The 25,831-nt window shown below is 64.4% G+C and carries 19 protein-coding genes and 1 pseudogene; 9 read left to right on the top strand and 11 right to left on the bottom strand.

Going from position 1 to position 25,831, the window contains the following annotated elements; genetic code table 11:
- Nucleotides 1-20 precede the first annotated feature (20 nt).
- The 3 genes from U5A52_RS04930 to U5A52_RS04920 all read right to left on the bottom strand — a co-directional run bounded on the left by U5A52_RS04930 (nt 21) and on the right by U5A52_RS04920 (nt 5,491).
- Nucleotides 21-3,206: an efflux RND transporter permease subunit gene (locus tag U5A52_RS04930; protein WP_321934089.1), complete on the bottom strand. Its 3,186-nt coding sequence runs from the start codon at nt 3,204-3,206 to the stop codon at nt 21-23.
- A 105-nt stretch (nt 3,207-3,311) separates the two neighbouring features.
- Complete coding sequence (locus U5A52_RS04925) at nt 3,312-4,529, bottom strand: efflux RND transporter periplasmic adaptor subunit (protein WP_321934088.1); 1,218 nt, start codon at nt 4,527-4,529, stop codon at nt 3,312-3,314.
- Nucleotides 4,530-4,597: 68 nt separating this feature from the next.
- Complete coding sequence (locus tag U5A52_RS04920) at nt 4,598-5,491, bottom strand: alpha/beta hydrolase (RefSeq protein WP_321934087.1); 894 nt, start codon at nt 5,489-5,491, stop codon at nt 4,598-4,600.
- 188 nt (nt 5,492-5,679) lie between these two features.
- Between U5A52_RS04920 and U5A52_RS04915 the strand changes: the two genes are divergently transcribed.
- Together U5A52_RS04915 and U5A52_RS04910 are read left to right on the top strand one after the other, a co-directional pair.
- Nucleotides 5,680-6,684, top strand: a complete 1,005-nt coding sequence (locus U5A52_RS04915; protein WP_321911475.1) for a LysR family transcriptional regulator — start codon at nt 5,680-5,682, stop codon at nt 6,682-6,684.
- 184 nt (nt 6,685-6,868) lie between these two features.
- The gene (locus tag U5A52_RS04910; RefSeq protein WP_321911476.1) at nt 6,869-7,141 is read left to right on the top strand and encodes a DUF4148 domain-containing protein; all 273 of its coding nucleotides are present in this window, start codon (nt 6,869-6,871) and stop codon (nt 7,139-7,141) included.
- Nucleotides 7,142-7,385: 244 nt separating this feature from the next.
- Here U5A52_RS04910 and U5A52_RS04905 read toward each other — a convergent pair.
- The 5 genes and pseudogenes from U5A52_RS04905 to U5A52_RS04885 form a co-directional block, all read right to left on the bottom strand.
- Nucleotides 7,386-9,503 (bottom strand): annotated as a pseudogene (locus tag U5A52_RS04905) (ESPR-type extended signal peptide-containing protein); the annotation flags it as partial.
- 239 nt (nt 9,504-9,742) lie between these two features.
- Nucleotides 9,743-10,648: a cation diffusion facilitator family transporter gene (locus U5A52_RS04900; protein ID WP_321934085.1), complete on the bottom strand. Its 906-nt coding sequence runs from the start codon at nt 10,646-10,648 to the stop codon at nt 9,743-9,745.
- A gap of 7 nt (nt 10,649-10,655) precedes the next feature.
- On the bottom strand, nt 10,656-11,723 hold the full coding sequence (gene selD, locus U5A52_RS04895) for a selenide, water dikinase SelD (RefSeq protein WP_321934084.1): 1,068 nt from the start codon (nt 11,721-11,723) through the stop codon (nt 10,656-10,658).
- A 99-nt stretch (nt 11,724-11,822) separates the two neighbouring features.
- Nucleotides 11,823-12,605 carry an alpha/beta hydrolase gene (locus U5A52_RS04890; RefSeq protein WP_321934083.1) on the bottom strand — a complete coding sequence of 261 codons (783 nt, stop codon included), beginning with the start codon at nt 12,603-12,605 and terminating at the stop codon, nt 11,823-11,825.
- Nucleotides 12,602-13,636 carry a M14 family zinc carboxypeptidase gene (locus U5A52_RS04885; RefSeq protein WP_321911481.1) on the bottom strand — a complete coding sequence of 345 codons (1,035 nt, stop codon included), beginning with the start codon at nt 13,634-13,636 and terminating at the stop codon, nt 12,602-12,604. The genes U5A52_RS04890 and U5A52_RS04885 overlap by 4 nt, the downstream gene beginning before the upstream one ends.
- A 346-nt stretch (nt 13,637-13,982) precedes the next feature.
- On the opposite strand from U5A52_RS04885, the gene phnC reads away from it, so the two are divergent.
- The 4 genes from phnC (at nt 13,983) to U5A52_RS04865 (ending at nt 17,766) form a co-directional block, all read left to right on the top strand.
- Complete coding sequence (phnC, locus tag U5A52_RS04880) at nt 13,983-14,810, top strand: phosphonate ABC transporter ATP-binding protein (RefSeq protein WP_321911482.1); 828 nt, start codon at nt 13,983-13,985, stop codon at nt 14,808-14,810.
- 53 nt (nt 14,811-14,863) lie between these two features.
- The gene (gene phnD, locus U5A52_RS04875; protein WP_321911483.1) at nt 14,864-15,841 is read left to right on the top strand and encodes a phosphonate ABC transporter substrate-binding protein; all 978 of its coding nucleotides are present in this window, start codon (nt 14,864-14,866) and stop codon (nt 15,839-15,841) included.
- 8 nt (nt 15,842-15,849) lie between these two features.
- The gene (phnE, locus tag U5A52_RS04870) at nt 15,850-16,749 is read left to right on the top strand and encodes a phosphonate ABC transporter, permease protein PhnE (protein ID WP_321934082.1); all 900 of its coding nucleotides are present in this window, start codon (nt 15,850-15,852) and stop codon (nt 16,747-16,749) included.
- Nucleotides 16,750-16,929: 180 nt separating this feature from the next.
- A complete protein-coding gene (locus U5A52_RS04865; protein WP_321934081.1) occupies nt 16,930-17,766 on the top strand; it encodes an EamA family transporter in 837 nt (278 codons plus the stop codon).
- 15 nt (nt 17,767-17,781) lie between these two features.
- Here U5A52_RS04865 and U5A52_RS04860 read toward each other — a convergent pair whose 3' ends face one another.
- Nucleotides 17,782-19,425, bottom strand: a complete 1,644-nt coding sequence (locus tag U5A52_RS04860) for a PLP-dependent aminotransferase family protein (protein ID WP_321934080.1) — start codon at nt 19,423-19,425, stop codon at nt 17,782-17,784.
- Nucleotides 19,426-19,552: 127 nt separating this feature from the next.
- On the opposite strand from U5A52_RS04860, the gene gabT reads away from it, so the two are divergent.
- Nucleotides 19,553-20,845: a 4-aminobutyrate--2-oxoglutarate transaminase gene (gabT, locus tag U5A52_RS04855; protein ID WP_321911491.1), complete on the top strand. Its 1,293-nt coding sequence runs from the start codon at nt 19,553-19,555 to the stop codon at nt 20,843-20,845.
- A 132-nt stretch (nt 20,846-20,977) separates the two neighbouring features.
- Nucleotides 20,978-22,429, top strand: a complete 1,452-nt coding sequence (gene gabD / locus U5A52_RS04850; RefSeq protein WP_321911492.1) for an NADP-dependent succinate-semialdehyde dehydrogenase — start codon at nt 20,978-20,980, stop codon at nt 22,427-22,429.
- Between the two features lie 82 nt (nt 22,430-22,511).
- On the opposite strand, the gene U5A52_RS04845 is transcribed toward gabD, so the two are convergent.
- On the bottom strand, nt 22,512-23,129 hold the full coding sequence (locus tag U5A52_RS04845) for a hypothetical protein (protein ID WP_321934079.1): 618 nt from the start codon (nt 23,127-23,129) through the stop codon (nt 22,512-22,514).
- Nucleotides 23,130-23,879: 750 nt separating this feature from the next.
- On the opposite strand from U5A52_RS04845, the gene U5A52_RS04840 reads away from it, so the two are divergent.
- Nucleotides 23,880-24,323 carry a hypothetical protein gene (locus U5A52_RS04840; protein WP_321911495.1) on the top strand — a complete coding sequence of 148 codons (444 nt, stop codon included), beginning with the start codon at nt 23,880-23,882 and terminating at the stop codon, nt 24,321-24,323.
- Nucleotides 24,324-24,420: 97 nt separating this feature from the next.
- On the opposite strand, the gene pcaF is transcribed toward U5A52_RS04840, so the two are convergent.
- Nucleotides 24,421-25,623 carry a 3-oxoadipyl-CoA thiolase gene (pcaF, locus tag U5A52_RS04835; RefSeq protein ID WP_321911496.1) on the bottom strand — a complete coding sequence of 401 codons (1,203 nt, stop codon included), beginning with the start codon at nt 25,621-25,623 and terminating at the stop codon, nt 24,421-24,423.
- Nucleotides 25,624-25,831 lie beyond the last annotated feature (208 nt).

The raw sequence follows: 25,831 nt of genomic DNA, 5'->3' as shown, positions 1-25,831 counted from the left end.
AATCATTCTCCCTTGTCGCCTCACGCGTCGACCATCGACTGCGGCTTGCGCGCATTGTCCTTTTGCGCGACGTGAATCTTGCCGCCCGCGAGCGTGCGCAGCACCACGTAGAACACCGGCGTGAGGAGCAGGCCGAACGCGGTCACACCCAGCATGCCGAAGAACACGGCCACGCCCATCGCATGACGCATCTCCGAACCCGCGCCGCTCGAGAGCACGAGCGGCACCACACCCATGATGAACGCGATGGACGTCATCAGGATCGGGCGCAGACGCAGGCGGCTCGCTTCGATGGCAGCGGAGAGCGGCGTGTGTCCGTCGTGCTCCAGCTCACGCGCAAATTCGACGATCAGAATGGCGTTTTTCGAAGCCAGCCCCACCAGCACCATCAAGCCGATCTGCGTGAAGATGTTGTTGTCGCCCTGCGTGAGCCATACGCCCGTTAGCGCACACAGCACGCTCATCGGCACGATCAGGATCACCGCGAGCGGCAGCGTCAGGCTCTCGTAGAGCGCGGCCAGCACGAGGAACACGAGCAGCACGCTGATCGGGAACACCCAGATGCCCGCATTGCCCGCCAGCACCTGCTGGTATGTGAGGTCGGTCCATTCGAACTTCACGCCGTGCGGCAGAACTTCGGCCGCGATGCGCTCCGCCGCCGCCTGCGCCTGCCCCGACGAGTAACCGGGCGCGGGCCCGCCGTTGATGTCGGCAGCGGTGTAGCCGTTGTAGCGCACCACCATTTCGGGGCCGTACGTGGGCGTGACCGTGACGAGCGACGAGAGCGGCACCATCTCGCCCGCGGCGTTGCGCGTCTTCAGCTGCAAGATGTCGTCGGCCCGCTGGCGGAACGGCGCATCGGCCTGCACGCGCACCTGATACACGCGTCCGAAGCGGTTGAAGTCGTTCACGTAGAGCGAGCCGAGATAGATCTGCATCGTGTCGAACACGTCCGTGACCGGCACGCCAAGCTGCTTCGCCTTCGTGCGGTCGAGATCGACGTTCAGCTGCGGCACGTTGATCTGATAGTTCGTGAACGTCGGGCCCAGCTCCGGCGTTTGCGCCGCGCGCTTGACGAAGTCCTGCGTCGCGCGGTTGAGCGCTTCATAGCCGAGCGCACCATGATCCTCCAGCTGCATCTTGAAGCCGCCGAGCGTGCCGAGGCCGAGCACCGGCGGCGGCGGGAACACGGCGATGAACGAGTCCTTGATACTCGCGTACTGCTGGTTCAGCGCACCCGCAATCGCCCCTGCCGAAAGCGCCTTGCCCTTGCGCTCCTTGAACGGCTTGAGCGTGACGAACACGATGCCCGCGCTCGAGCTATTGGTGAAGCCGTTCACCGAAAGACCCGGGAACGCCACGGCGCTTTCCACGCCGGGCTGCTTGAGCGCAATGGCGCTCATGTCGCGAATCACGTTCTCGGTGCGATCGAGCGCGGCGCCATTGGGCAGTTGCGCGAATGCGATCAGATACTCCTTGTCCTGCGCGGGCACGAAGCCGCCCGGCACCACACGCGCCATCAGCACCGTTGCGGCGATCAGCACCACATACACCATGAGCATCGCGCCCTTGTGGCGCAGCACGCCGTTCACGCCACGCCCATAGCTTTCCGAGCCGCGATGGAACACGCGGTTGAAGCGGCGGAAAAAGCCGCCCAGCACGAGGTTCATGCCGCGCGTGAGCCAGTCTTCCTTCTCGCCGTGGCCGCGCAGCAGCAGCGCCGAAAGCGCGGGCGAAAGCGTGAGCGAGTTGAACGCCGAGATCACCGTGGAAATGGCGATGGTCATCGCGAACTGCTTGTAGAACTGGCCCGTGAGGCCGCTCATGAATGCGAGCGGCACGAACACGGCCACGAGCGTGAGCGCAATGGCGATGATCGGCCCGCTCACCTCCTGCATGGCCTTGTAGGTCGCATCGCGCGCAGATAACCCGCTCGCGATGTTGCGCTCCACGTTTTCCACCACCACGATCGCATCGTCCACCACAATACCGATGGCGAGCACCATGCCGAACAGCGAGAGCGCGTTGATCGAGAAGCCGAACGCAAGCAAAAGCGAGAATGTGCCGACGATCGACACCGGCACCGCGATCAACGGAATGATCGAGGCACGCCACGTTTGCAGGAACACGATCACCACGATCACCACGAGCGCGATGGCTTCGAGCAGCGTATGCACGACCGCTTCGATACTGGAGCGCACGAACTGCGTGGGGTCGTAGACAATCTTGTAATCCACGCCTGCGGGCATGTCCTGCTTGAGTTCCTTCATCGCCGCGCGCACCTGGTCCGAAATCGCGAGCGAATTCGCGCCCGGCGCCTGGTTGATCGCGAGCGCAACGGCCGGCTTGTTGTCGAGCAGCGAGCGCAAACCGTATTCCGACGCGGCCAGTTCGATACGCGCGATATCGCGCAGGTACGTCACGCCGCCGTCGGGATTCGTCTTGACGATGATGTCGCCGAACTCGCTCTCCGTGCGCAGACGGCCACGCGCGTTGACGTTCAACTGGTACGGCGTGCCGGGCACGCTAGGCGAAGCGCCAATCACACCCGCCGCCACCTGCACGTTCTGCTCGCGAATCGCGTTGACCACATCGTTGGCGGTGAGATTGCGTTGCGCCACCTTCTGCGGGTCGAGCCAGATACGCATGGCGTAATCGCCCGAGCCCCACAACTGCACCTCGCCCACGCCCTGGATGTTCGAGAGGCGGTCCTTCACGTTGAGCAGCGCGTAGTTGCGCAGGTACGTCATGTCGTAGCGGTTGTCCGGCGAAATCAGGTGCACCACCATCGTGAGCGTGGGGGAGCTCTTGATGGTCGTGATGCCGAGACGCTGCACGTCTTCCGGCAGGCGCGGCAGCGCCTGGTTCACGCGGTTCTGCACGAGCTGCGTGGCCTTGTCCGGGTCGGTGCCGAGGCGAAACGTGACCGTGAGCGTGAGGTTGCCGTCGCTATTGGCCTGCGACTGCATGTACAGCATGTTCTCGACGCCGTTGATCTGCTCTTCCAGTGGCGCGGCCACGGCTTCGGCGATCACTTTCGGGTTCGCGCCCGGATACTGCGCGTGGACCACCACCGAAGGCGGCACGACCTCGGGGTACTCGGAGATCGGCAACTGGAACAGCGCGATCACGCCGGCCAGCAGGATCAGCACGGACAGCACGCCCGCGAAGATCGGCCGGTCGATGAAGAATTTCGATATGTTCATGGGTTGCTCTTGTTCATGACGCTCAATTTTGCGCAATTCATCTTACGCTTAGGCATCCTGACTGACGGGGAGGCGTATGCTGCAAACGCCCACGCCCGCCGCTCGTCAGGACGTCTTCGCTGCCTTGGCGCCGGGGTTCGCTGCCGTGCTGGCCGAATCGGCGTCCGGGTCGCCGTTCATTGGCACCATATGCGAGCGCACGACAATGCCAGGGCGCACGCGCTGTGTGCCGTTCACCACCACGTGGTCGCCCGCCTTCAGGCCGTCCAGAATCACGCGCAGGTTGCCCTGCTGGCCGCCCGTTTGCACGGTGCGGTACGCGATCTTGCCGCTGTTATCCACGACGTATACAAACTTCTTGTCCTGGTCGGTGCCGATCGCGGCATCGTCCACGAGCAACGCCGGGTGCGGGGCGCTGCCGCCTACCTTGATGCGTGCGTAAAGCCCCGGCACCAGCGCGCCGTCGGCGTTGTCGAAGCGCGCGCGTACGCGGATCGTGCCCGACGTGGTGTCCAGACGGTTGTCCACCGACTCGATCGTGCCGGTGCGCGAATAGCCCGATTCGTTCGCGAGACCCAGCTCGACCGGCACCTTCGAGCCATCCTTCATGCGGCTGATGTAGTCGAGATAGGTCTGCTCGTCGGCGTCGAATTCGGCGTAGATGGGCGAAACGGAAACGAGCGTCGTGAGCGGCGCGGCGGCGGCTCCCGCCGAAACGACGTTGCCCACCGTGATCTCCGCGCGCGAGACACGCCCCGCAACCGGCGCGACGATGCGCGTGTAGCCGAGGTTGATCTGCGCGGCTTCGAGCGCGGCCTGCGCGGCCTTGAGATTCGCGTTCGCTTCGCGCGAAGCGTTCTGCTTCTCGTCGTAATCGCGCTTCGCGATGGCGTTGTCGCCAATCAGGCGCTGCGCGCGCTCCCAGTCGCTTTGCGCGTAGCCCGTGCGCGCCTGCGCGGCGGCAAGCTGCGCGGCGGCCTGGTCGACGGCCGCCTGGTACGGGCGCGGGTCGATCACGAACAGCGTATCGCCCTGCTTCACGAGCGCGCCATCACGGAAGTTCACCGAGACGATCGTGCCCGAAACCTGCGGACGTATCTCCACTTTTTCGACGGCGGCCATGCGGCCCGAGTAGGTCTGCCAGTCGGTGATGGTGCGATTGAGCACTGCTGCGACATCGACCTCGGGCGCGGGCGGCGCTTCCGCGGCAACGGCGGGATGCGAGTCGAGGCGGATTGCGCCGAAAGTGCCCAGGCCCGCGACCACGATCACGCCAAAGACTGCCAGCGCGATACGGGTTCGGGATTGCGAAAAGAGTGACATGTCGGACTCCAGAAATAATGGTTGATGTTCTTCACTGGCTCGGCAGCACCGCCGCTATGGCGCTTCGCTTATGACGCGCCCGCGTCGAAGCAACACTGAAAAAACCGCACGGCTTCGTTGAGCGCGGACGGATGCGCGGCGAGGTTCGCGTGCGACACGCTCGGGTAGCGCACCACCTGGGTGCGCACACCCGCGTCGATCAGTCGGCTTGCGTACTTCTCCGCTTCGATGTGCAGCACGTCGTTCTGTGCGGTCACGATGAGCGTGGGCGGCAGGCCGCCAAGGCGCAGCGATTCGAGCGGCGCCGCGTACGGATGCATGCGCTGCGCCGCGTCGGGCAGATACGCGCGATAACACGCCGCGCATTCGCTTGCGGTGATATCGGAGCTCAGGCGCGCCTCGTCGCCAAGCCGCGTGAGGCTCGGGTCCAGCATCGGCGCGAACAGCGCCTGCGCCGCGAGCTTCACGTCGCCGCGATCGCGTCCCATGAATGCGAGCACGTTGGCGATCTGGCCGCCTGCGTCGTGGCCCGCCGCGATCACGCGTTTCGGGTTGCCGCCGAAGGCGCGCGCCCGCGTGAGCGCCCACAGCGCGGCGCGATGCGCGTCTTCGGGCGCGGCGGGAAACGGGTGCTTCGGCGCAAGCGAATACCCCACGCTCACGACCAGCGCCGGTAAGCGTTCTGCGAGAAAACGCCCAACGGCGTCCGCCTCTTCGATCGACCCGCGCACGAAACCGCCGCCGTGGAAATACAGCAACACCGGCAGGCCGTTCGCAGCTTCGGGGCGGTACAGACGCAGCGGAATCTGCTGCGCGTAGCCTTCGATCACCACGTCGGTCGTGAGCAGCGCGCGCGCCTTGTTGGGCCTGGGGGACGCGGTAACAGGGACAGCCGCCGGAACTTCGGCCAGCGGCGCTTCATCCGCGGAGATCCAGGACGTTGGGCGTTTAAAGACATCCATGTCAAATCGGCGCAATGCGCGAGAGTAGATTCGAATGGAGCGAATTGTGGGTTCGGCAGACTTCCAAATAAATGCCTATAATCCGGCAACACAATTCGGCGCACCTGAACAATCTGTCTCCCCTTTCTGCGCGGGCGTTTCCTTTAAACGCTGCGCGCCGTGCGACCGAAGCTTTTTGGAGAGTGGCAATGGACCGCCTTCAGGCCATGCAGGTGTTCACCCGCGTCGTCGATACCAACAGCTTCACACGCGCTGCCGAAACGCTCGACATGCCGCGCGCTTCGGTCACGACGATCATTCAGAATCTCGAAGCATTTCTCGGCGTGCGCCTCATGCACCGCACCACGCGCCGCCTTTCGCTCACACCCGACGGCGCCGCGTACTACGAGCGCTGCGTGCGCATTCTCGCGGACGTCGAGGAAACGGAAACCACATTCCAGGATCGCAACCGCAAGCCGCACGGCAAGCTGCGCATCGACATGCCGGGCTCGATCGGGCGGCTCATCGTGATTCCGTCGCTGTGCGAGTTCCACGGCCGCTACCCGGACATCGACCTGCAACTGGGCCTCTCCGACCGCCCCGTCGACTTGCTGCAGGAAGGCGTGGATTGCGTGGTGCGCGTGGGCGCGCTGCAGGATTCGTCGCTGGTCGCGCGGCGCATCGGCATTTTCGAAGGTGTATCGTGTGCGGCGCCCTCGTATCTGGAGCGCCACGGCACGCCGCAAACGCTCGAAGAACTGGCCGAACATCGCGCCGTGAATTATTTCTCGTCGCGCACGGGGCGCGTGATCGACTGGGCGTTTCTCGTCGACGGCAAGGAAGTGGAGATCAAACTCAAGAGCATGGTCTCGGTGAACGACGCGGATGCCTATATCACGTGCGGCATCGAAGGCTTCGGCTTGATCCAGGGGCCGCGCTACATGGTGCTGCCGCATCTGAAGTCGGGTGCGCTCGTCGAAGTGCTGCCCGATTTCAAACCGCTGCCCATGCCGATTTCGGCCGTGTACCCGCACAGCCGCCATCTGTCACCCAAAGTGCGCGTATTCGTGGACTGGATCGCCGAGGTGTTCGACCGCTGCCCGCTCCTCTCCGGCCGCGCCTCGCTCGACAAGGCCTGCACAATGCGCACACTCGAAGAGCGCGAAAATGCGCCGGCGCTCGAAACGCCGGTTATCTCGGAGTGGGCCGCATAACGCCGTAGCACTGCGCCCGCCCTCAAAGCCGCGCCCGCAAAGGCTTTCGCGGGTGCGGCGCAGCGATTGTTCCGGATTTTCGACAATTCCTTTCGCGTTGCGGCCGTTTATCGCAAACGGCTGCGCAACTACATTTGCTCCTGTCGCCGCGACTCACGTGGCACCAGTAGAAAAGGAGCAGATCATGAAACGCACTCTCGCAACCGCCATTGGCGCCACGCTCGTTCTCTCGCTCGCCGCCAGTGCTTCGGCTTTCGCACAGGACAATAGCGCCCCGAAAACCCGCGCCGAAGTCAAAGCCGAAATCGCCGCCGCGTATCGTGACGGCACGCTGCCCTCGCTGAACAAGACGAGCTACCCCGAGCAAAGCCTGATTGGCCGCACGCAAGCGCAACGCATTGCGCTGCAGGAAAGCCACGCGAATAACGCCCAGCGCGTTGCGCAGGCTGGCGAATAAACCCGCAAGACGCATCGGCATTTCGATTGCAAGGCGAAACACGTAGGAGTCCAACATGAACTCGACCGTACCTTCCGAACTCGAACAGTGGGACAACACCACGCCCGTGTGGACACCGTTCCGGCATTGAAGCCGGCGTGAAGACGCAAAAAAGCCCGACAGTCTTGCGACCGCCGGGCTTTTTGTGCATGGCGTGGCAACACCACGCCATGCCGCTACCTCCGTAGCATTACCACTGATAGCCCGCGCCCACGGTCACGCCCGTGTTGCCCTGCGAGCTGGAGCTCGCGGCGAGCTTGCCGACCCACTTGTTGTTCTCCGTGACGTAGGAAATGCCAAGCGCCATGCCGGTCTGGCCACCAATACGCGAAGCGCCTGCGGCAACCATCGTCTTGCCCGCCTGCGTCGGCTGCGGCAGGCCCGCTATAGCCATGGCTGCCGCGGCCGCGCCGAACGCGCTCTTCTTCGCATCGTCGATCTGACTTTGCATGCCCGCAACGCGCGAGTCGACATAGCCCTGCGATTGCGCCGTTGCGGCGTTGAGCTGGTTGACGTTCACGGCGTCGGTGCCAGCCGTACCGGCCGCAACGTTGGTAATCTGACGCTCGTTGCCTGCCGAGCCCACGGAGACCGTGTTGTCGCGGTCTGCCACGGAGCCCGCGCCCAGCGCGACCGAGTTCGCGCCGCTGGCGACAGCATTCGGACCCACCGCCGTAGCGTGAGCGCCGCTCGCGACTGCGCCTTCGGTGGCGCGGTCGCCATTCGCGGCAACGAACGGGTTCGACGCATTCGCCGCTTCCTGCGAAACGGCCGCAAGGGCGCTGTTCATCTGGCCAACGTTCACGGCGTCGGTGTCCGCCGTACCGGCCGCGACGTTATGGAGTGCGACCGGCGTGGTGGCGCCTGCGCCGCCCAGCGTGACCGAGTCGTGCGCCGACGAATCGTACGACACGCCGTTCGCCATCTGGCCTTGCAGATTCGACACATTGCCTTGCAGATTGCTGATGTCGGAGGTGTTCTGCGCGACCTGCTGGTTCGTTGCGTAGAGCTGCGAACCATTCACGGCGTCGGTGCTCGCGGCGCTCAGCGCGCCCGCCGCCACGTTGTGCAGGGCAACCGGAGTCGTCGCACCCACGCCGCCAAAGGTCACCGAATCGTGAGCCGACGAGTCGTACATCACGGCATCGGCGGTCGCTGCTTGCAGATTGCTGATAGCGTCGGTATTGGCCGTCGTGCGCGAATCGAGGTTCGAGAGCGCATCGCCCGTGTTGCTGAACGTCTGCCCGCCAACCGTGAATTGCGGCGCTGAAATCGAGCCGTCCGGGTTCACTGTCGAGCCGCCGCCCATTGCGCTTGCGGTCGAGCTGGCGAGGCCAAAGAGCTGCGACCCGTTGATTGCATCGAAGCTCGAAGCGCTCACCGCACCCGTAGCCACGTTGTGCAGGGCGACCGGGGTCGTAGCGCCCACGCCGCCGAGCGTGACCGAATCATGCGCCGACGAGTCGTACATCACCGCATCGGCCATCTGGCCATTGAGGTTGCTGATGTCCGCCGTGTTTTGCGTGACCTGCTGGTTCGTTGCGTAGAGCTGCGAACCATTCACGGCGTCGGTGCTGCCTGCGTTGAGCTGGCCTGCCGCGACGTTCGTGATCTGACGTTCGGCGCCTGCCGAACCCACGCTCACCACACCCACAGGCGCCGTACCCGCGAACGTATAGGCAGTCCCGCCGATCGTCGTGCCGGTCGTGGCAACGGCCGTACCCGTCGACGAGTTGGCACCGAGCGCAACCGAATTGTCGGTTGACGCATTCGCACCGTATCCCAGCGCCAATGCGTTCAGGCCAGATGCAGCACTGTTCCCACCGAGAGCAACAGCGCCCGTTTGCGTTGCGGCTGCAGCGTCGCCCAACGCAGTCGCGTAGTCGTGTTGGGCGGAGGCGTGGGCACCGAGCGCAACGACGCCCAACCCGTTGCCTGCGGAGTACTCACCAATTGCCACGCCGCCCGGCTGCGCGCTGGAATAAGCGCCTGCCGAACCACCCTGAACGATACTCGCACTTTGACCGATTGCGATTGAACCGTTGGACCCAGCAGTCGCATTGCTTCCGATCGCCGTGGACGCCTGGTTCGTGTCGTCGGCCCACGCAAACGCGCCCGGACCATAAGCCGTGCTGGTGGTAATGCCAGACGTCACGCCTCCATCGAGGCTGCCCGCGAATGCCGCACCTGAGAATGCTGCGGCAATGAGCGCTGCTGCAAACACAACACCAGAAGCGGCTTTCGTGCGGGCCTTCGCGCGCTCATCCGCGGCGACCCACGTTCGCGTCACGGCATTCCAGATCAATCGATAAATCTTATTCACAATTTTCCCTAGAGGAAATCCAAGCAGTCGTCCTGATCTGCATCGGCACAAAAATGACGAGCCTGTTTAGGACTCGTCGTCGGAGCCGTGCATTTCAGCAAAACGGACTATCGGGAAAAATCGGAATACTTCGAAAGCGGATTTAGAGACAGCAAGTGTCGTCGCGACGAGACGCGATATCAACAATTTTTAAATGTCGTGCTGGAATCGTTGTGGCGCTGTGCGCCACAACTTCAGATTCAACGCTGCACGAAATCCGGCTCGAAAAACACCCAGCGCACCGCAGGAAAGCGCGCCTGCAGATCGGCTTCGATCTCGTTGATCGCTTCAACCATCGTGCGGCTGTGGTCGTAGTCGAGCATTTCGCACTGCACGGCCACCATCACCTCCTTGCCCCATTGCAGGGTAATGAGGCTGATGATGCTGCGAATCTCGGGCCGCGCGCGCAGGAACAATTCGATATCGCGCCGCATTTCCGGGCTCGCCGATTCGCCCACGATCATCGACTTCACTTCGCGCGCGATGAACCACGAAATCAGCATGAGCAGCACGCCCACGCCGATCGAGCCGCATGCGTCCCACACCGGATTGCCCGTGATGACCGTGAGCAGCACCGCGGCAAACGCAATGGCGAGACCCGCGAGCGCAGCGATGTCCTCGCCGGCCACGACGAGCAGGTCTGAGTCACGCGTTTCGCGCGCCCAGCGCCATAGCGATTTCGTAGGAGAGCCTTTGCGGATCTCGCGCAGCGCGCCATAGAGCGAAAACGCCTCGAGCACGACGGAAATGCCGAGCACGACGAGCGCCACGTACACGAATCGGAGCGGCTCGCGCAGGATCAGACGATGCACGCCCTCGTATACCGAGAACGCGCCGCCCACGAAAAACAGCAGCAGCGCCACGAGCAGCGAATAGAAGTTGATCGCGCGGCCCGTGCCCATGGGGTGCAGCGGCGTGGGCGGCTCGCGCGACTGGCGCAGGCCGAAGAGCAGCAGCAGTTGATTGCCGCAGTCGGCCGTGGAGTGAATCGCCTCCGCGAACATCGAGCCCGAACCCGTGAACGCCGCGGCAGCGTACTTGCAGATCGCAATGCCCAGGTTCGCTGCGAGCGCATAAAAAATGGCTTTCGGCGAGTCTCCGCTCATACGGTCCTCACAGCGCTTCCACGCGCGCCGGGCCTTCGCTCAGTTCGCCGATCACGCGGGCGTCGCCAAAGCCGTCAGCACGGAAAATCGCCAGCACTTCGTCCACGCTTTGCGGCGCGCAGGCCACGAGCAGGCCGCCCGAGGTTTGCGGGTCGGTGAGCAGCGTGCGCGCGCTTTCGGGCAGGCCGGCCGCGAGCGTGACAGCATCGCCGTATGAAGCCCAGTTGCGGCCCGAGGCGCCCGTGAATACGCCGTCATCGACGAACTTCTGCACGCCCGGTAGCCACGGCAGGTCGGCGTAGCGCACGCGCGCCGTGAGATTCGCGCCGCGCGCGATCTCGAGCGTGTGGCCGAGCAGACCGAAGCCGGTCACGTCCGTCATGGCGTGCACGCCCGGCAGTTCCGCGAGCGTCGCGCCGGGCTTGTTGAGCATCGTTGCGGCGGTCACCATGGCCTGGTAACCAGCGTCGTCGAGAATCTCCTTCTTGAGCGCGGCGGATAGCACGCCCACACCCAGCGGTTTGCCGAGCACGAGCACGTCGCCGGCTTGGGCCGACGCGTTGCGCTTCACGCGCTCGGGATGCACCACACCGAGCGCCGCGAGCCCGTAAATAGGCTCCACGGAGTCGATCGAATGGCCGCCCGCCACGGGGATGCCCGCCGCCGCGCACACGTCCTCGCCGCCGCGCAGCACCTGCGCGATCACGTCGTGCGGCAGCACGTTGATGGGCATGCCGACCAGCGCGAGCGCGAGAATCGGCTTGCCGCCCATGGCGTAGACGTCCGAAAGCGCGTTGGTCGCGGCAATGCGGCCGAAGTCGTACGGGTCGTCCACGATCGGCATGAAGAAGTCCGTGGTCGCGACGATCGCCTGTTCGTCGTTGAGCTTGTAGACGGCGGCGTCGTCGGCGGTCTCGGTGCCGACCAGCAGGTTCGGAAACGCGGTGGTGAGCGGCGTGCTGCGCGCGAGCAGCGCGGAAAGCACGCCCGGCGCGATCTTGCAGCCGCAGCCGCCGCCGTGGGAAAGGCTCGTGAGGCGCGGCACCGCAGCGCCGATGGCGGGTTTGTCGTTCATGTCTGGAATCGCCTTGAAAGTGCCGGATGAGTTTTCCTATTATGGGGCAATCGCCAAACGGGCGAGCGGGCGATGCGGGCGGCGCCGCTGCGCAGCCACTCAGACGCGCCCGGCGGCCTGGCCCGCGGCGTTCGCGGCCGTATCGCCCGCGTGAAGCGCATCGACGAGCCATTGCGGATCGTCGTGTGGCAGATCGTGCCCCGCCCACGGATGTTCCACATGCGGCGCGCCCCAGGCCCGCGCGAGCCTGGTCGAGCAAACGGGATTCACGAGCCGGTCGCCGCGCGACGACACCACGAGCACCGCACCGCGCGGCGCGCCGCGCGCCTTGAAGCGCGCCGCGGCAGCTAGCTGGCGTAGCGCGTTCGCGCGGCTCACGTGGGCGCCCGCGCGGATCTCGCGCCACGCTTCGAGGTCGGCGGCCAGCGTGTCGCGCCGCACACAGGTAAGGCCGTGGATCAGCGTCTCGGCAATACCGTTGCTGTCGTTGCCCTCCCAATACCGCGCCACGCGCGCGAGCGCGGGCCACGCCGAGGGCCGCAAGCGCTCGTGCACGCGGCTATGCGGCCGCATGCTCGTGTTCACGAGCACGAGGCGCTCGATCTCTCCGGGGTAACGCAGCGCCCACGCCGTCGCCACCATGCCGCCCAGCGACATCGCCAGCACGCGGTAAGGCGCGCTCGCGCCGCGCCGTTGCGCCTGCTCGCGCAGCGCGTCCACATAGGCGCCGACTGCTAGCGGCGAGCACGCGTGCGCTTCGGTGCCGTTGCCCGCCAGGTCGATGGGCAACACGCCATCGCGCGCGGCGAGCAGCGTGGCAAACGCACCCCAATGGCGCGATTCGCGCGTGAGGCCGCGCAAAAGAATCCACGGTCCGCTCATGCGCCCGGCCTGTGATACCAATGTGCGATCGCGCTTTGCAGCACCTGTTCGCGCGTCACGCCCTCGGGCAACCAGCGTTGCGACGAATACGCGGCGCGCGTGAGGAATTCGAACAGGTTTGCGTGACGCCGAAGCACGCGCGCCGTGCGATGCTGCATCACCGGATTGAACATGCCCTGGCGCGAGAAAATCTGGCGCGGATTCTTCTTGATCCATAGCCACGAGCCCAGTTCGAGCGTGAGCGGCAGGAAGATGTTGCCGGCGGGCGCGCGATCGTACGCACAGTCCCACAGGTCGCCGTGCAGCAAATATTGGTGGCTCTGCGGCTCGAACGTGTAACCGTGATGCGGATGCGCACGCTCGAACATCGTCTTGAGCACGTACATTTCAGGCAGATGTCTCATGAGCCGGCGCGTGCGCGCGTACGGGAACCAGATGCTGTCACTCCAGCCGTATCCCGAATGGCAGTCGAGCGCGAAAGAAAGCGGGCGCTGCGTGAGTTCTTCATCGACGATCTTCAGGAGCGCGCTCGCCTCGGTTTCCATGGCCGCGCCGCGCCTGCCGCGATACCACGGCAGCCACGAGCCCACACGCTGTCCGCCCGCGAGAAAAGGCACACGTTCGTCGGCGTCCTGCGGCGCGTTGCGCATGAGATCCACGCCGTTCGGGTTCGCGCGCGTGGCGAGCCACATGCCGCCCGGATTGACGATCGGCGCGAGCACGATACGCACGGATTCGAGCTGATGCATGAGCAGTTCGTCCCACGCGAGACGCCCCACCAACGCGCGCATGTAGTCGAGCACCAGTTGCGAGCCGATGCGCTCGAGCCCGTGTATGCCGCCGAAAAAACCAATGGCGGGCGCGGCCGGATCGCGCGAGCCGATCGCCGCGACATGCAGCGCAAAGGTGCGGCCCCGCACTTCGACCTCGCCCGCGCTGCGAATGTCGAACCAGCGCGCGCCGGCATCGAGGATCGCCTTGAGGTCCTCGTATTCCGCGAAGCTGTCGGGTAAGAAGCTCAGTGCCTGCATATGGCGCCGGGTTTCGTCGCTTGTTTGGATGAGGCCGCCCAGACCAGGTCGCGCTGGGCGGCCGCATTGTCTACAACTGCCTTGCGCCTGCCGCCCCCGTCGACAATGAGTCAGCAATAAGTCAGGAAAACCAGGGACAGCATGTGCGCTGCCCATCAATATAGCCGCTTCCTCCGATATTGAGCGTGACAGATGTTTGGCGTCATGCCTCTGTCACATCTCTCGGGATGTTTTCTCTGCACGCGGAGCCGCAAAACATGTAGTCGTCTAGACGTCGCGACACCTTCACTCAACCGTCACAGTCCCTTCCTAGAATGAGCCCTCGACTACACAGCGACGGATTGTTATGGACGCCATTCGCATCGAACGCCTCTCGAAAAGCTTCGACAGCGGCCGCAAGGCACTCGACGAAATCAACCTGCGCGTAGGCGTTGGCGAGATGGTCGCGCTAATCGGCGCATCGGGCTCGGGCAAATCGACTTTGCTGCGTCATATTGCGGGCTTTACCGCATCCGACCCGCAGCCTTCGCGCATCGATATCCTTGGTCGTCCTATTCAACAGGACGGGCGCATCGTGCGCGAAGTGCGCCGCATTCGCCGCGACATCGGCTTCGTGTTTCAGCAGTTCAATCTCGTCAATCGCCTCACGGTCGAAACGAATGTGCTGATCGGCGCGCTGTCGCGCTTGCCGTTGTGGCGACGTCTCACGGGCCGCTTTCCGCGCGCCGAGCGCGAGCTGATGCTCGCCGCGCTCGGTGAAGTGGGCATTGCGCACAAGGCCCCTGAGCGCGCCGCGAATCTATCGGGCGGCCAGCAGCAGCGCGCGGCGCTCGCCCGCGCACTCGTGCAGCGCGCGCGCCTCATTCTCGCCGACGAACCGATCGCCTCGCTCGACCCCGCATCGTCGCGGCGCGTCATGGACATGATGCGCATGCTCAACCGCGATCACGGCTTGACCGTGGTCGTCTCGCTGCATCAGGTGGATATCGCCATGGAGTATTGCCCGCGCACCATCGCGCTGCGCGACGGGCGCGTGGTGTACGACGGCGCTTCTGCGGCGCTCACGCCTGCCCTGCTGCAACAACTTTATGGCAGCGCCGCGCGCGAACTGCTCGAGCCCGATGCCGCGCCTTCAGTTGCAACGCGCTTCGGCGCGCAGCCTCGCGCGGCGTAATCACTCAACCCATTTTCAACCCGCAACGTTTCCCCTCACCACGGACCGCCCCAATGAAACTGCTCCGCTCCATGCTCTCCTGGTGCGCCGCCGGCGCCGTCGCGTTTGCCTCGCTCGGCAGCGCGGCCGCTCACGCGGAAGACCTCAGCTTCGGCATCATCTCGACCGATTCGTCGGCGGTGCTCAAGCAACGCTGGCAACCGTTCATCGACGACCTGAACAAGCAGACCGGCCTGAACGTGAAGGCGTTCTTCGCCACCGACTACTCGGGCATCATCGAAGCCATGCGCTTCAACAAGGTGCAGATCGGCTACTTCGGCAATGCTTCGGCCATGGAAGCCGTGGACCGCTCGAATGGCGAGATCTTCGCGAAAGTGCTCTACGCGAACGGCGACACGGGCTACAAGTCGGTGCTCATCACCAACGTGAACAGCCGCGTGAAGACGATCGACGATGTGTTCAAGAATACTAAGGATCTCACGCTCGGCTGGGGCGACCCCAATTCGACTTCGGGCACGCTGATTCCGGGCTACTACCTCTTCGCGCAGCATGGCATTTCGGTGAACGCGACGAACTTCAAGACCGTGCTGCCGTCGAGCCATGAAGCGAACCTGCTCGCCGTGGTGAACAACAAGGTCGATATCGCCACCAACAACAGCATCGAGCTTTCCACGCTGCAGCAGAAGCACCCGGACCGCTTTGCGCAGGTGCGCGTGCTGTGGACCTCGCCGCTCATTCCGTCCGATCCGCTCGTGTATCGCAAGGATCTGCCTGAAGCCACGAAGCAAAAGCTGCGCGACTTCTTCTACCACTACGCGAAGACCGATCCGCGCGAGAAGAAGATCATGGCCGACATCACCGGCTATGCAGGTTTCGCGCCCGCCACCGACGCGCAGCTCCTGCCGATCCGCCAGGTCGCGCTGTTCCAGCAGAAGGAGAAGATCGCCGCCAACACGAATCTCTCCGACGACGACCGCAAGAGCCAGATCGCGGCCATTGACGCCAAGATCGGCGCACTCGCGAAGCAGTAATGGGCGCAATGGATTTCGACCGCTCACGCGCCGTGCGGCAGGCAGACGTTACCGAGCCCGTTGCCGGACCGGCGGCGACGCCGGCCGCCGCCGCGCCACAAGCGGCCCATGCGACCCAAGCGGCGGCCGTCCTTGCGGCGAGCAAGCAGGCAGGCAAGCGCAGCTGGTCCTCGCTCGTGCTCTGGGCCATCGTGTTCGTGCTGCTCGGCGTGGCGTGGCACGGCGCCGACATGCGCCCGCTCGACCTCTTCTCCGACTCCGCGAACATGGGCACGTTCGCACGCGGCTTCTTCCCGCCGGACTTCACGGAATGGCGCACGTACGCCCACGAAATGTGGGTCACGGTCGCGGTGGCGCTGTGGGGCACGGCGCTCGCCATTGTCTGCGCGGTGCCGTTCGGGTTGATGTCGGCGCACAATCTCGCGCCCGCGTGGGTGCTGCATCCCGTGCGGCGTTTGATGGACGCGTGCCGCGCCATCAACGAGATGGTGTTCGCGATGCTCTTCATCGTGGCCGTGGGCCTCGGGCCGTTCGCAGGCGTGCTCGCCTTGTGGGTGCATACCACGGGCGTGCTCGCGAAGCTCTTTGCCGAGGCCGTGGAAGCCATCGACCCGCGCCCCGTGGAAGGCGTGCGCGCCACGGGCGCCTCGCCGCTCGACGAGATCATCTACGGCGTGCTGCCCCAGGTCATGCCGCTGTGGATCTCTTACGCGCTCTACCGGTTCGAGTCGAACGTGCGCTCGGCGATGGTGGTGGGCATGGTGGGCGCGGGCGGCATCGGCGTCGTGCTGTACGAGGAAATCCGCTCGTTCGATTATCAGCAGACCAGTGCCGTGCTCATCATGGTGATCGTCGTCGTCACGGCCATCGATCTCATCTCCGCAAGACTGCGTGCGCGCGTGATCTGACACCGCAGTTCGACCCAACGCTCACCTCACCCCGCGCGAGCCAGAACACGGCTCGCGCATCCTCTTTTCTGGCGATTTGTGGCAATTTGTGGCAATCGCGGGCAATCGGTGGAATAATCGCTTCCTTGCGGCCGCAACGGCCCGCATCCGCCCTAACCTACCGAACCAATCTGCTGCCCAATGGCCAGTTTCGTCGTCCTGCTGGTCCTGCTCTCGGCGCTCATGCACGCGAGCTGGAACGCCTTCCTCCATCTTTCGGGCGACCGCCTCTGGCTGCTCGGCATGTTCTCGGTGCCGTACATTGTCGTGAGCGCGATCGGCGTGTGCGTGCTGCCGCTGCCCGCGCAGGCGAGCTGGCCGTATATCGCCGCTTCCGTTGTGCTGGAGTTCGTGTACTGTTTCACGCTGATCCGCGCTTATCGCAGCGGCGATTTCGGGCAGATCTACCCCATTGCGCGCGGGCTCTCGCCGATGCTCGTATTCGGGGGCGCGCTCGTGTTCGCGCACGAAGAACTGCATGCGCTCGCGGCCACGGGCGTTGCACTCGTTTCGCTCGGCATCATGTCACTCGCCTTCCGGCGCGGCATGCGTTTTTCGGGCGAGAGCGTGCCTTACGCGCTGCTCACGGGCCTTTTCATCGCGATGTATTCGGTCATCGACGGCATCGGCGCGCGCCTCGCCGGCAACGGCATGAGCTACATCATGTGGGTGTATCTGCTCTGGAACGTCCCGCAGTTTCTCGTGGTCTGCAAGCTGCGCGGCGGCGCGGCGCAGATGTTCACCTCGAAGTCCGCGGTCGCGCGCGGCATGCTCGCGGGCGTACTCGCCCTCACGGCGTATTGCCTCGTGATCGAAGCGTTCCGCTTCTTGCCTATCGCGATGGTTTCCGCGCTGCGTGAGCTTTCGTCGATCTTCGCCGTGCTGATCGGCTGGCTGTTCATGAACGAGAAGCTCACGGCGCGCCGCATGGTCGCTTGCGCGCTGGTCACTTGCGGCGCGGTGCTGATCCGGCTGTGACCGGCCCGTAGTCGCTCACACGAACGCGGGTAGCGTCGTATCGATCGCCTCGGCCAGCGTTTCGAACGCCGGCGCGATTTCCTCGTCGGGCACGCACGCATAGCCGATCAACAAGCCCGGGTTCGCGCGCTCGCGCGACGAGTAATACCCCGAAAGCGGCCGCACGACGATATTGCGCGCGAGCGCGGCTTCAGCCACGGCGCGGTCGTCGCTGCCCTCGGGCAGTTGCATCACGACGTGCAGGCCAGCGTCGCCGCCCATGGCGGGCAGCGCGTCGCCGTAGCGGCGCGAAACGGCGTCGAGCAGCACCTGGCGGCGCTGGCCGTAGAGCGCGCGCATCTTGCGGATATGCGAAGTGAAATGCCCCTCGGCGATGAACTCCGCAAGCACGGCCTGCTGCAGCAATTGCCCCTCGCGATACAACTCCGCGCTCGCTGTCGCGAAGCTTTCCGCGAGCGCTTCCGGCGCAACGAGATAGCCCACGCGCAAGCCCGGAAAGAGCGTCTTGCCGAAGCTCCCCACATAGATCACCTGCCCGGCCGTATCGAGCCCCTGCAAAGAGGCGAGCGGGCGGCTGCCGTAGCGGAACTCGCTGTCGTAGTCGTCCTCGATGATCCAGCACTGGTGCTGGCGCGCGTACTCGAGCAGCATGCGGCGGCGCGCGAGGCTCATCACCATGCCGAGCGGATACTGGTGCGAAGGCGTGACGAGCATGAGCCGCGGCGGCGGCGCAGCGAAGTCGTCAGGCGACGGGTTGAGGCCCTCGCTGTCCACGGCGATCGGCCGCGTATTGAGGCCCGAGACGTGCAACACGCTGCGCACGCCCCAGTAACACGGGTCTTCGGTCCAGATGGTGTCGCCGGGGTCGGAGAGCAGGCGCACGGCCAGGTCCACCGACTGATGAATGCCCGTCGTGATGATGATCTGCTCCGGCGAGCAACGCACCGAGCGCGAGGTGCGCAGATAGTCGGCGAGCACGTGGCGCAGCAGCGCGAGGCCGCCGCCGGGCGCGTAGGTCAGCAGGTCCGGCCGCAGGCTGCGCCAGTACTTGTTGTGCAGACGCGTCCAGACACGCGAGGGAAAGCGGGAGACATCGGGCACGCCCGGCATGAACGCGCCGCCCTGGCGCTTCGACACGCCCGCGCTTCCGATCAGGCGCGCGCCGCGAACCGAGAGCGAGCGCGCCGCGGGGCGCTGCGAATGCCCGGCGGCGACGGTTTCCGGGCCGCTTGCCGCTGCAACGCCAGACGCCACCGCAGCGACTGATTCCGTGCCGTGCGCGATCTGGCTGTTAGTTGCAACGACCCCGCCATGCGGCACGGCTCCTGAAATATCGCTATTTTTCCGCGTCTGAACAGAGCCAATTTCCGTCGCCCCGACGATCTCGTCGGGCGACGTATCGGCCACGAAGGTGCCACGCCCCGTGGCCGACGTGACATAGCCTTCGAGCACCAATTGTTCGTAGACCTGCGTCACGGTATTGCGCGCAATCCCCAACTCCGCCGCCAGCAGCCGCGATGACGGCACCCGCGCGCCGGCTGGCAGCTCGCGCGAAAGGATCGCCTGCTGCAGCAGCTTGTGCAGCTGCCGGTACACCGGCTGGGCGCTGCCGCGGTCGAGCCGTTGGGCCAGCCAATCGGAGAGAACACTCGCACGCATCGAAATTGGCTCCTAAATATTGCACTGATTGGCTCTGAAATTTAGAGCCAAACGTGAGTATAGTCGCGACATGGACTGTTTGCCGGTCCGCCAACCAACCCTAGAACTGACACCGATTCCACAGGAGATGAACGTGAGCAAGAACGCCGATCTGCAAAGCCGCAAGAACGCCATTACCCCGCGCGGCGTGGGCGTGATGTGCGACTTCTACGCCGAGCGCGCTGAAAACGCCGAGCTGTGGGACGTGGAAGGCCGCCGCTTCATCGACTTCGCCGCCGGCATCGCCGTGTGCAACACGGGCCACCGCCATCCGAAGATCGTCGCCGCCATCAAGGCGCAGCTCGACCACTTCACGCACACGGCCTACCAGATCGTGCCGTACGAGTCGTATGTCTCGCTGGCCGAGAAGATCGCCCAGCGCGCACCGGGCAGCTTCGCCAAGAAAGCCGCGTTCTTCACGACCGGCGCCGAAGCCGTTGAAAACGCCGTGAAAATCGCACGTGCCCACACGGGCCGTCCGGGCGTGATCGCGTTCGCAGGCGGCTTCCACGGCCGCACGCTGATGGGCATGGCGCTCACGGGCAAGGTCGCTCCGTACAAGCTCGCGTTCGGCCCGTTCCCGGCCGACGTGTACCACGCGCCGTACCCGAATTCGGTGCACGGCATCAGCACGGCTGACTCGCTCAAGCACATCGAAATGCTGTTCAAGGCCGACATCGATCCGAAGCGCGTGGCCGCGATCATCTTCGAACCGGTTCAAGGCGAAGGCGGCTTCTACCAGGCGCCGGCAGACTTCGTGCGCGGCCTGCGCAAGATCTGCGACACGCACGGCATCCTGCTGATCGCCGACGAAGTGCAAACGGGCTTCGCGCGCACCGGCAAGCTGTTCGCGATGGAGCACTACGACGTCACGCCTGACCTCATGACGATCGCCAAGAGCCTGGCCGGCGGCATGCCGCTGTCGGGCGTGGTGGGCCGCGCGGAAGTGATGGACGCCGCAGCGCCTGGCGGTCTCGGCGGCACGTACGCGGGTAACCCGCTGGCCGTGGCGTCGGCGCACGCCGTGATCGAGATCATCGAAGAGGAAAAGCTCTGCGAGCGCGCCACGAAGCTCGGCGACAAGCTCAAGGCCAAGCTCAACGCGATGAAGGCCGACGTGCCGCAAATCGTCGACGTGCGCGGCCCGGGCGCAATGAACGCCGTGGAGTTCTGCAAGCCCGGCACGAACGAAGCCGACGCCGACTTCACCAAGCGCGTGCAAACCGCAGCGCTGAACCGCGGCCTGCTGCTGCTCGTGTGCGGCGTGTACTCGAACGTCGTGCGCTTCCTGTTCCCGCTGACGATCCAGGACGCCGTGTTCGACGAAGCGCTCGCGATCCTCGAAGAGTCGATCAAGGAAGCCGTGGGCGTGCCGGCGTAAGCCTTCACAACTTTGAGGCCCGCGTGCAGTGGACTATGACGCGGGCCATCCACGAAACGGCACACCGGCGATTGCCGCTGTGCCGTTCGTCGTTCTAAACGAATCGAATCTACGCCTACCGGGAGCTCGGGCATGAATCTGAAAGACGCATCGCTGCTGCAAACCAACGCCTATATCAACGGCGAATGGCAAGGCGCCGAAGACGGCGCAACGTTCGAAGTGAAGAATCCCGCCACTGGCGCGCTGATCGGCACGGTGCCGCGCATGGGCGCGGCCGAAACGCGCCGCGCGATCGCCGCCGCCAATGCCGCATGGCCCGCATGGCGCGCGAAGACCGCGAAGGAGCGCAGCAGCATCCTGCGCAAATGGCACGACCTGATGATGGAAAACGCCGATGACCTCGCGCTGATCCTCACCACGGAACAAGGCAAGCCGCTCGCCGAAGCGAAGGGCGAAATCGGCTATGCCGCGTCGTTCCTCGAGTGGTTCGCGGAAGAAGGCAAGCGCATTTACGGCGACACGATCCCCACGCCCGCCAACGACAAGCGCATTGTCGTGACGAAGGAACCGGTGGGCGTGTGCGCCGCGATCACGCCGTGGAACTTCCCCGCCGCGATGATCACCCGCAAGGTCGGCCCCGCGCTCGCGGCAGGCTGCCCGATCGTGCTCAAGCCCGCCGAAGCCACGCCGTTCTCGGCGCTCGCACTGGCCGTGCTGGCCGAACGCGCTGGCGTGCCGCGCGGTATCTTCAGCGTGGTGACGGGCGACCCGAAGGCGATTGGCGGCGAACTCACGAGCAACCCGACCGTGCGCAAGCTCTCGTTCACGGGCTCGACGCCGGTGGGCCGCCTGCTCATGAGCCAGTGCGCCTCGACCGTCAAGAAGGTCTCGCTGGAGCTGGGCGGCAACGCACCGTTCATCGTGTTCGAAGACGCCGATCTCGATGCCGCTGTAGCCGGCGCCATCGCATCGAAGTATCGCAACAGCGGCCAGACTTGCGTGTGCACGAACCGCTTCTATGTGCACGACGCCGTGTACGACGCGTTCGCGGCCAAACTGCGCGACGCCGTTGAAAAGCTCAAGGTCGGCCTCGGCACCGAAGCAGGCGTGACGCAAGGCCCGCTCATCAACGAAGCGGCCGTGCTGAAGGTGGAATCGCATATCGAGGACGCGCTCGCGAAAGGCGCCCAGGTGATCGCAGGCGGCAAGCGCCATGCGCTCGGCCACGGCTTTTTCGAGCCGACCATCCTCACCGGCGTCACGCCTGCGATGAAGGTTGCACGCGACGAAACCTTCGGCCCGCTCGCGCCGCTGTTCCGCTTCTCGTCGGATGAAGAGGTGATCAGGATGGCGAACGATACCGAGTTCGGTCTCGCCGCTTACTTCTACAGCCGTGACATCGGCCGCGTGTGGCGCGTAGCTGAAGCGCTCGAATACGGCATGGTGGGCATCAACACCGGTCTGATCTCGAACGAAGTCGCGCCGTTTGGCGGCGTGAAGCAGTCGGGCCTGGGCCGCGAAGGCTCGCACTACGGCGTGGATGACTACGTGGTCATCAAGTACATGTGCATGGCGGGCATGTAAGCCCACGAAAAAAACGGGCGCCTTCGCAGGCGCCCGTTCGGATCGCACAAGCCGGCGCCACTATGCGCCGGCTTTTTTACGCTTACTGCGCGGCGCCGGCCGGCGTCACCTGCGTCGCGTAAGCGGAAACGAACACGGCGTGGATCGTGTCGCCGACCTTCAAGGTCTTGAGATCGATATCGGGCGTGGCCTGGAGCGTGACGGTCTGATACGCGCCGCGCAGCGTCACTTCACGTTTCTTCGCGTTGATATGCTGTACCGTGGCCTGAACTTCGACCTGACGCGCGGCGTCGTAACCCGACGACGCGGGCAAATAGACATTGGTATCCACGCGCTTGCGAATGCCCTTGTCCTTGCCCGTGATCTTTTCGGCGGTCACGAGCAGTGCGTTCTTGTAGAGCACGTCGACCGTGTCGCCCACGTTCAGTTGATCGAAGTTGCTCACCTGCTGACTGAGTGCGATATCGACTTCATTGCCTTGCGGGCCGCGCAGCGTGACGACGCGCGCAGCGCGATCGATGCCGACGATCTTCGCGTGAATATGCACCGGCTCTGCGTTGGCGATCACTTCCTGCGCTGCGCTGGCAAGCGCACTTTGCCCTTGCGGCGCCGACGCGGGCGCGTCGTTTTGCGCGAACGCCGCCTGCGAAATGCCTACGCCCACTACCCATGCCGCCGCTAGAATCGCTGCCTTCGTCATTCGCATTCTCCTCATCAAACCGGTTTGAATTGACTGCCATATTTGCATCGGCGTGTGGCGCCGAAGTGCGACCGATTCTACGCGCGGCGCCTAAAACGGGGACGCTACGTGGCCGGAAGCGGATCAAGCGATCGGCAATGAATACGGATGATTTCCCAAGGGTTTGCGGGTGCTCAAATTCCTCCGAGATTGCGCGTTGAAACGAAGCGCGTATTTATTGCGTAGCGCGAAATACTTTTTTCGCACGGCTTTGCAGTGTGCATTGACATGTGCTTAACGTATAGCAATGCGGGAAGCAGCCGGAAACGTTTCCACACTAGACGGAAGCGTTTTCATAGCGATCCCGAAATCTCTCCATTATTTAGGTATCCATATTTTTTACACCTGTTTTTCAGCACTATTTCTGTCATTTAGTCAGAATACTTGCCGCTGACCGAGATAATTTTGATTGATTGCACGACTATCTTCACGAAAAGAGATGCGCATCGACGCAGTGCACCAGCGGATGGCGGACCGATATGAGTGGAATCCCTTACGCCGCACACGAGATTGCCCAGCCAGGATGCAGGAGAGCCATGTCGCGGGCTTTTGTAAGTTGGCATACCAAACGTCCAGCACTGTCGTGCAACCGCAACGAGAGACAACACCAACAGACTCGATACAGCACTTACAGACGATTACACATGGGGCACACCTTGCGACCGGTGCTGCTCATACAATCGACGCGTCGAAAGCGTTAGGGAGACAAACGTGAGAAAAGCACGAACGATCATTGCAACGGTGGCCTGCTTGCTGGCTTGCGCTTCGGCTACGGCTTATGCGCACGGAGGCGGGAACGGCGGTGGCAGCGGTGGCGGGAACGGTGGTGGAAACGGCCATGGCGCCGCGTTGGGCGCGGGTGTTGGCCATGCGGATGGGATGTCATTTGGCCATATGAGCCACACGGGGTTCAGCAACACGAACAGCCACGTTTCGGCGGACCGTGACAAGGGACTCGCGCGAGCGGGCGACCGGGCGGGACATCACGCGCGCGGCCACAGTCTCCATGCGGACGGAAGATCGGCAAGCCATATGAGCGAGCGGGGCTTGAGCGAAACCAACAGCCACATCTCGGCGGACCGTGACAAGGGCGTCGCCAGAGCGGCAGACCGTTCGGCGTTGCCGTCGCTGCCGCACCTGGCCGACCCAACCTGAGCAACACCGCCCCAAGGAAAAACCAGGGCGCACAGCACAACAAAAAAGCCGCGGATCCAATCGATCCGCGGCTTTCGCGTTTCAGAGCGACCGAAAATCAGACACGCTCGATAGCAATCGCAATCCCCTGTCCCACGCCGATACACATCGTGCAAAGCGCGAAGCGCCCTTGCGTGCGATGGAGCTGATACGTGGCGGTCGTCACGAGCCGTGCGCCGCTCATCCCAAGCGGATGCCCAAGCGCAATCGCGCCGCCATTAGGATTGACACGAGGATCGTCATCGGCAACGCCGAGCATGCGCAGCACAGCGAGCCCTTGCGAAGCAAAAGCTTCATTCAACTCGATGACATCGAACTGATCGATGGTCATGTTCAGACGTGCGAGGAGCTTCTGCGTAGCGGGCGCGGGGCCGATGCCCATCACACGCGGCGCGACGCCGGCCGTTGCGATGCCCAGCACGCGCGCACGCGGCACGAGCCCGAAGCGCTTGGCGTTTTGCTCATTGGCGAGCAGCAGCGCACAAGCGCCGTCGTTCACACCCGAAGCATTGCCAGCCGTGACCGAACCGTCCGGGCGCACGACGCCCTTGAGCTTGGCCAGCGCTTCGAGGCTCGTCTCACGCGGATGCTCGTCACGCGAGAAAACAATCGGATCGCCCTTCTTCTGCGCAATCGTCACCGCGACGATCTCCTGCGCCAGCGTGCCGTCGGCCTGCGCGCGCGCCGCCTTTTGCTGGCTGCGAACCGCAAACGCGTCTTGATCGGCACGGCTCACGTTGTAGTCGACCGCGACGTTCTCGCCCGTTTCCGGCATCGAGTCCACGCCGTATTGCTGCTTCATCAGCGGATTGACGAAGCGCCAGCCAATCGTCGTATCGTAGATCGCGGCGTCGCGAGCGAAGGCGCTCGCCGCCTTGCCCATGACGAACGGCGCGCGGCTCATGCTTTCCACGCCGCCCGCAATCATCAGCCCCGTTTCGCCGGACTTGAGCGCACGCGCGGCGATGCCCACAGCGTCCATGCCGGAACCGCACAGGCGGTTCACCGTCGAGCCCGGCACGGCTTGCGGCAAGCCAGCCAGCAGCGACGACATGCGCGCGACGTTACGGTTGTCTTCGCCCGCCTGGTTCGCACAACCGTAGATGACGTCGTCGACCGCCGTCCAGTCCACGTCCTTGTTGCGCTCCATGAGCGCCTTGAGCGGCACGGCGCCGAGGTCGTCGGCGCGAACCTGGGCAAGCGCGCCCGCGTAGCGGCCAATAGGCGTGCGAATCGCGTCGCAGATGAATGCTTCCGTCATGTGAGTCTCCTTTCGATCGCAAGCTCTTGATGCGATCCCATGCCAAGATGATTGAGATTGACGGACTGCGCGGGCGAAAATGGGAGATCGAACGCGCACGTCCTCGTGCGATTTGTTCGACTGTCGAACCAATGATCGTTAATCGAACAATTTGACGGCCATAATAGGCGCGTCCCGGGACGGGTGTCAAGCACGCGGACAAGTGGCG

It is taken from the genome of Paraburkholderia sp. J8-2, from assembly GCF_905220195.1.
In the GTDB taxonomy this organism is placed as follows: domain Bacteria; phylum Pseudomonadota; class Gammaproteobacteria; order Burkholderiales; family Burkholderiaceae; genus Paraburkholderia.
The sequence above is the reverse complement of the archived record's forward strand: the minus strand, read 5'-3'. Positions and strand labels throughout refer to the sequence as shown.

Bases quoted from the DNA above. Each gene is read 5' to 3' on its own strand.
- phnC (WP_321911482.1), top strand. From the start codon at position 13,983: ATGGACGCCATTCGCATCGAACGCCTCTCGAAAAGCTTCGACAGCGGC.
- U5A52_RS04915 (WP_321911475.1), top strand. From the start codon at position 5,680: ATGGACCGCCTTCAGGCCATGCAGGTGTTCACCCGCGTCGTCGATACC.
- U5A52_RS04930 (WP_321934089.1), bottom strand. From the start codon at position 3,206: ATGAACATATCGAAATTCTTCATCGACCGGCCGATCTTCGCGGGCGTG.
- U5A52_RS04860 (WP_321934080.1), bottom strand. From the start codon at position 19,425: ATGCGTGCGAGTGTTCTCTCCGATTGGCTGGCCCAACGGCTCGACCGC.
- selD (WP_321934084.1), bottom strand. From the start codon at position 11,723: ATGAACGACAAACCCGCCATCGGCGCTGCGGTGCCGCGCCTCACGAGC.
- gabD (WP_321911492.1), top strand. From the start codon at position 20,978: ATGAATCTGAAAGACGCATCGCTGCTGCAAACCAACGCCTATATCAAC.
- U5A52_RS04920 (WP_321934087.1), bottom strand. From the start codon at position 5,491: ATGGATGTCTTTAAACGCCCAACGTCCTGGATCTCCGCGGATGAAGCG.
- U5A52_RS04890 (WP_321934083.1), bottom strand. From the start codon at position 12,605: ATGAGCGGACCGTGGATTCTTTTGCGCGGCCTCACGCGCGAATCGCGC.
- U5A52_RS04900 (WP_321934085.1), bottom strand. From the start codon at position 10,648: ATGAGCGGAGACTCGCCGAAAGCCATTTTTTATGCGCTCGCAGCGAAC.
- gabT (WP_321911491.1), top strand. From the start codon at position 19,553: ATGAACGTGAGCAAGAACGCCGATCTGCAAAGCCGCAAGAACGCCATT.
- U5A52_RS04885 (WP_321911481.1), bottom strand. From the start codon at position 13,636: ATGCAGGCACTGAGCTTCTTACCCGACAGCTTCGCGGAATACGAGGAC.
- U5A52_RS04925 (WP_321934088.1), bottom strand. From the start codon at position 4,529: ATGTCACTCTTTTCGCAATCCCGAACCCGTATCGCGCTGGCAGTCTTT.
- phnE (WP_321934082.1), top strand. From the start codon at position 15,850: ATGGATTTCGACCGCTCACGCGCCGTGCGGCAGGCAGACGTTACCGAG.
- phnD (WP_321911483.1), top strand. From the start codon at position 14,864: ATGAAACTGCTCCGCTCCATGCTCTCCTGGTGCGCCGCCGGCGCCGTC.
- pcaF (WP_321911496.1), bottom strand. From the start codon at position 25,623: ATGACGGAAGCATTCATCTGCGACGCGATTCGCACGCCTATTGGCCGC.
- U5A52_RS04845 (WP_321934079.1), bottom strand. From the start codon at position 23,129: ATGACGAAGGCAGCGATTCTAGCGGCGGCATGGGTAGTGGGCGTAGGC.
- U5A52_RS04865 (WP_321934081.1), top strand. From the start codon at position 16,930: ATGGCCAGTTTCGTCGTCCTGCTGGTCCTGCTCTCGGCGCTCATGCAC.
- U5A52_RS04910 (WP_321911476.1), top strand. From the start codon at position 6,869: ATGAAACGCACTCTCGCAACCGCCATTGGCGCCACGCTCGTTCTCTCG.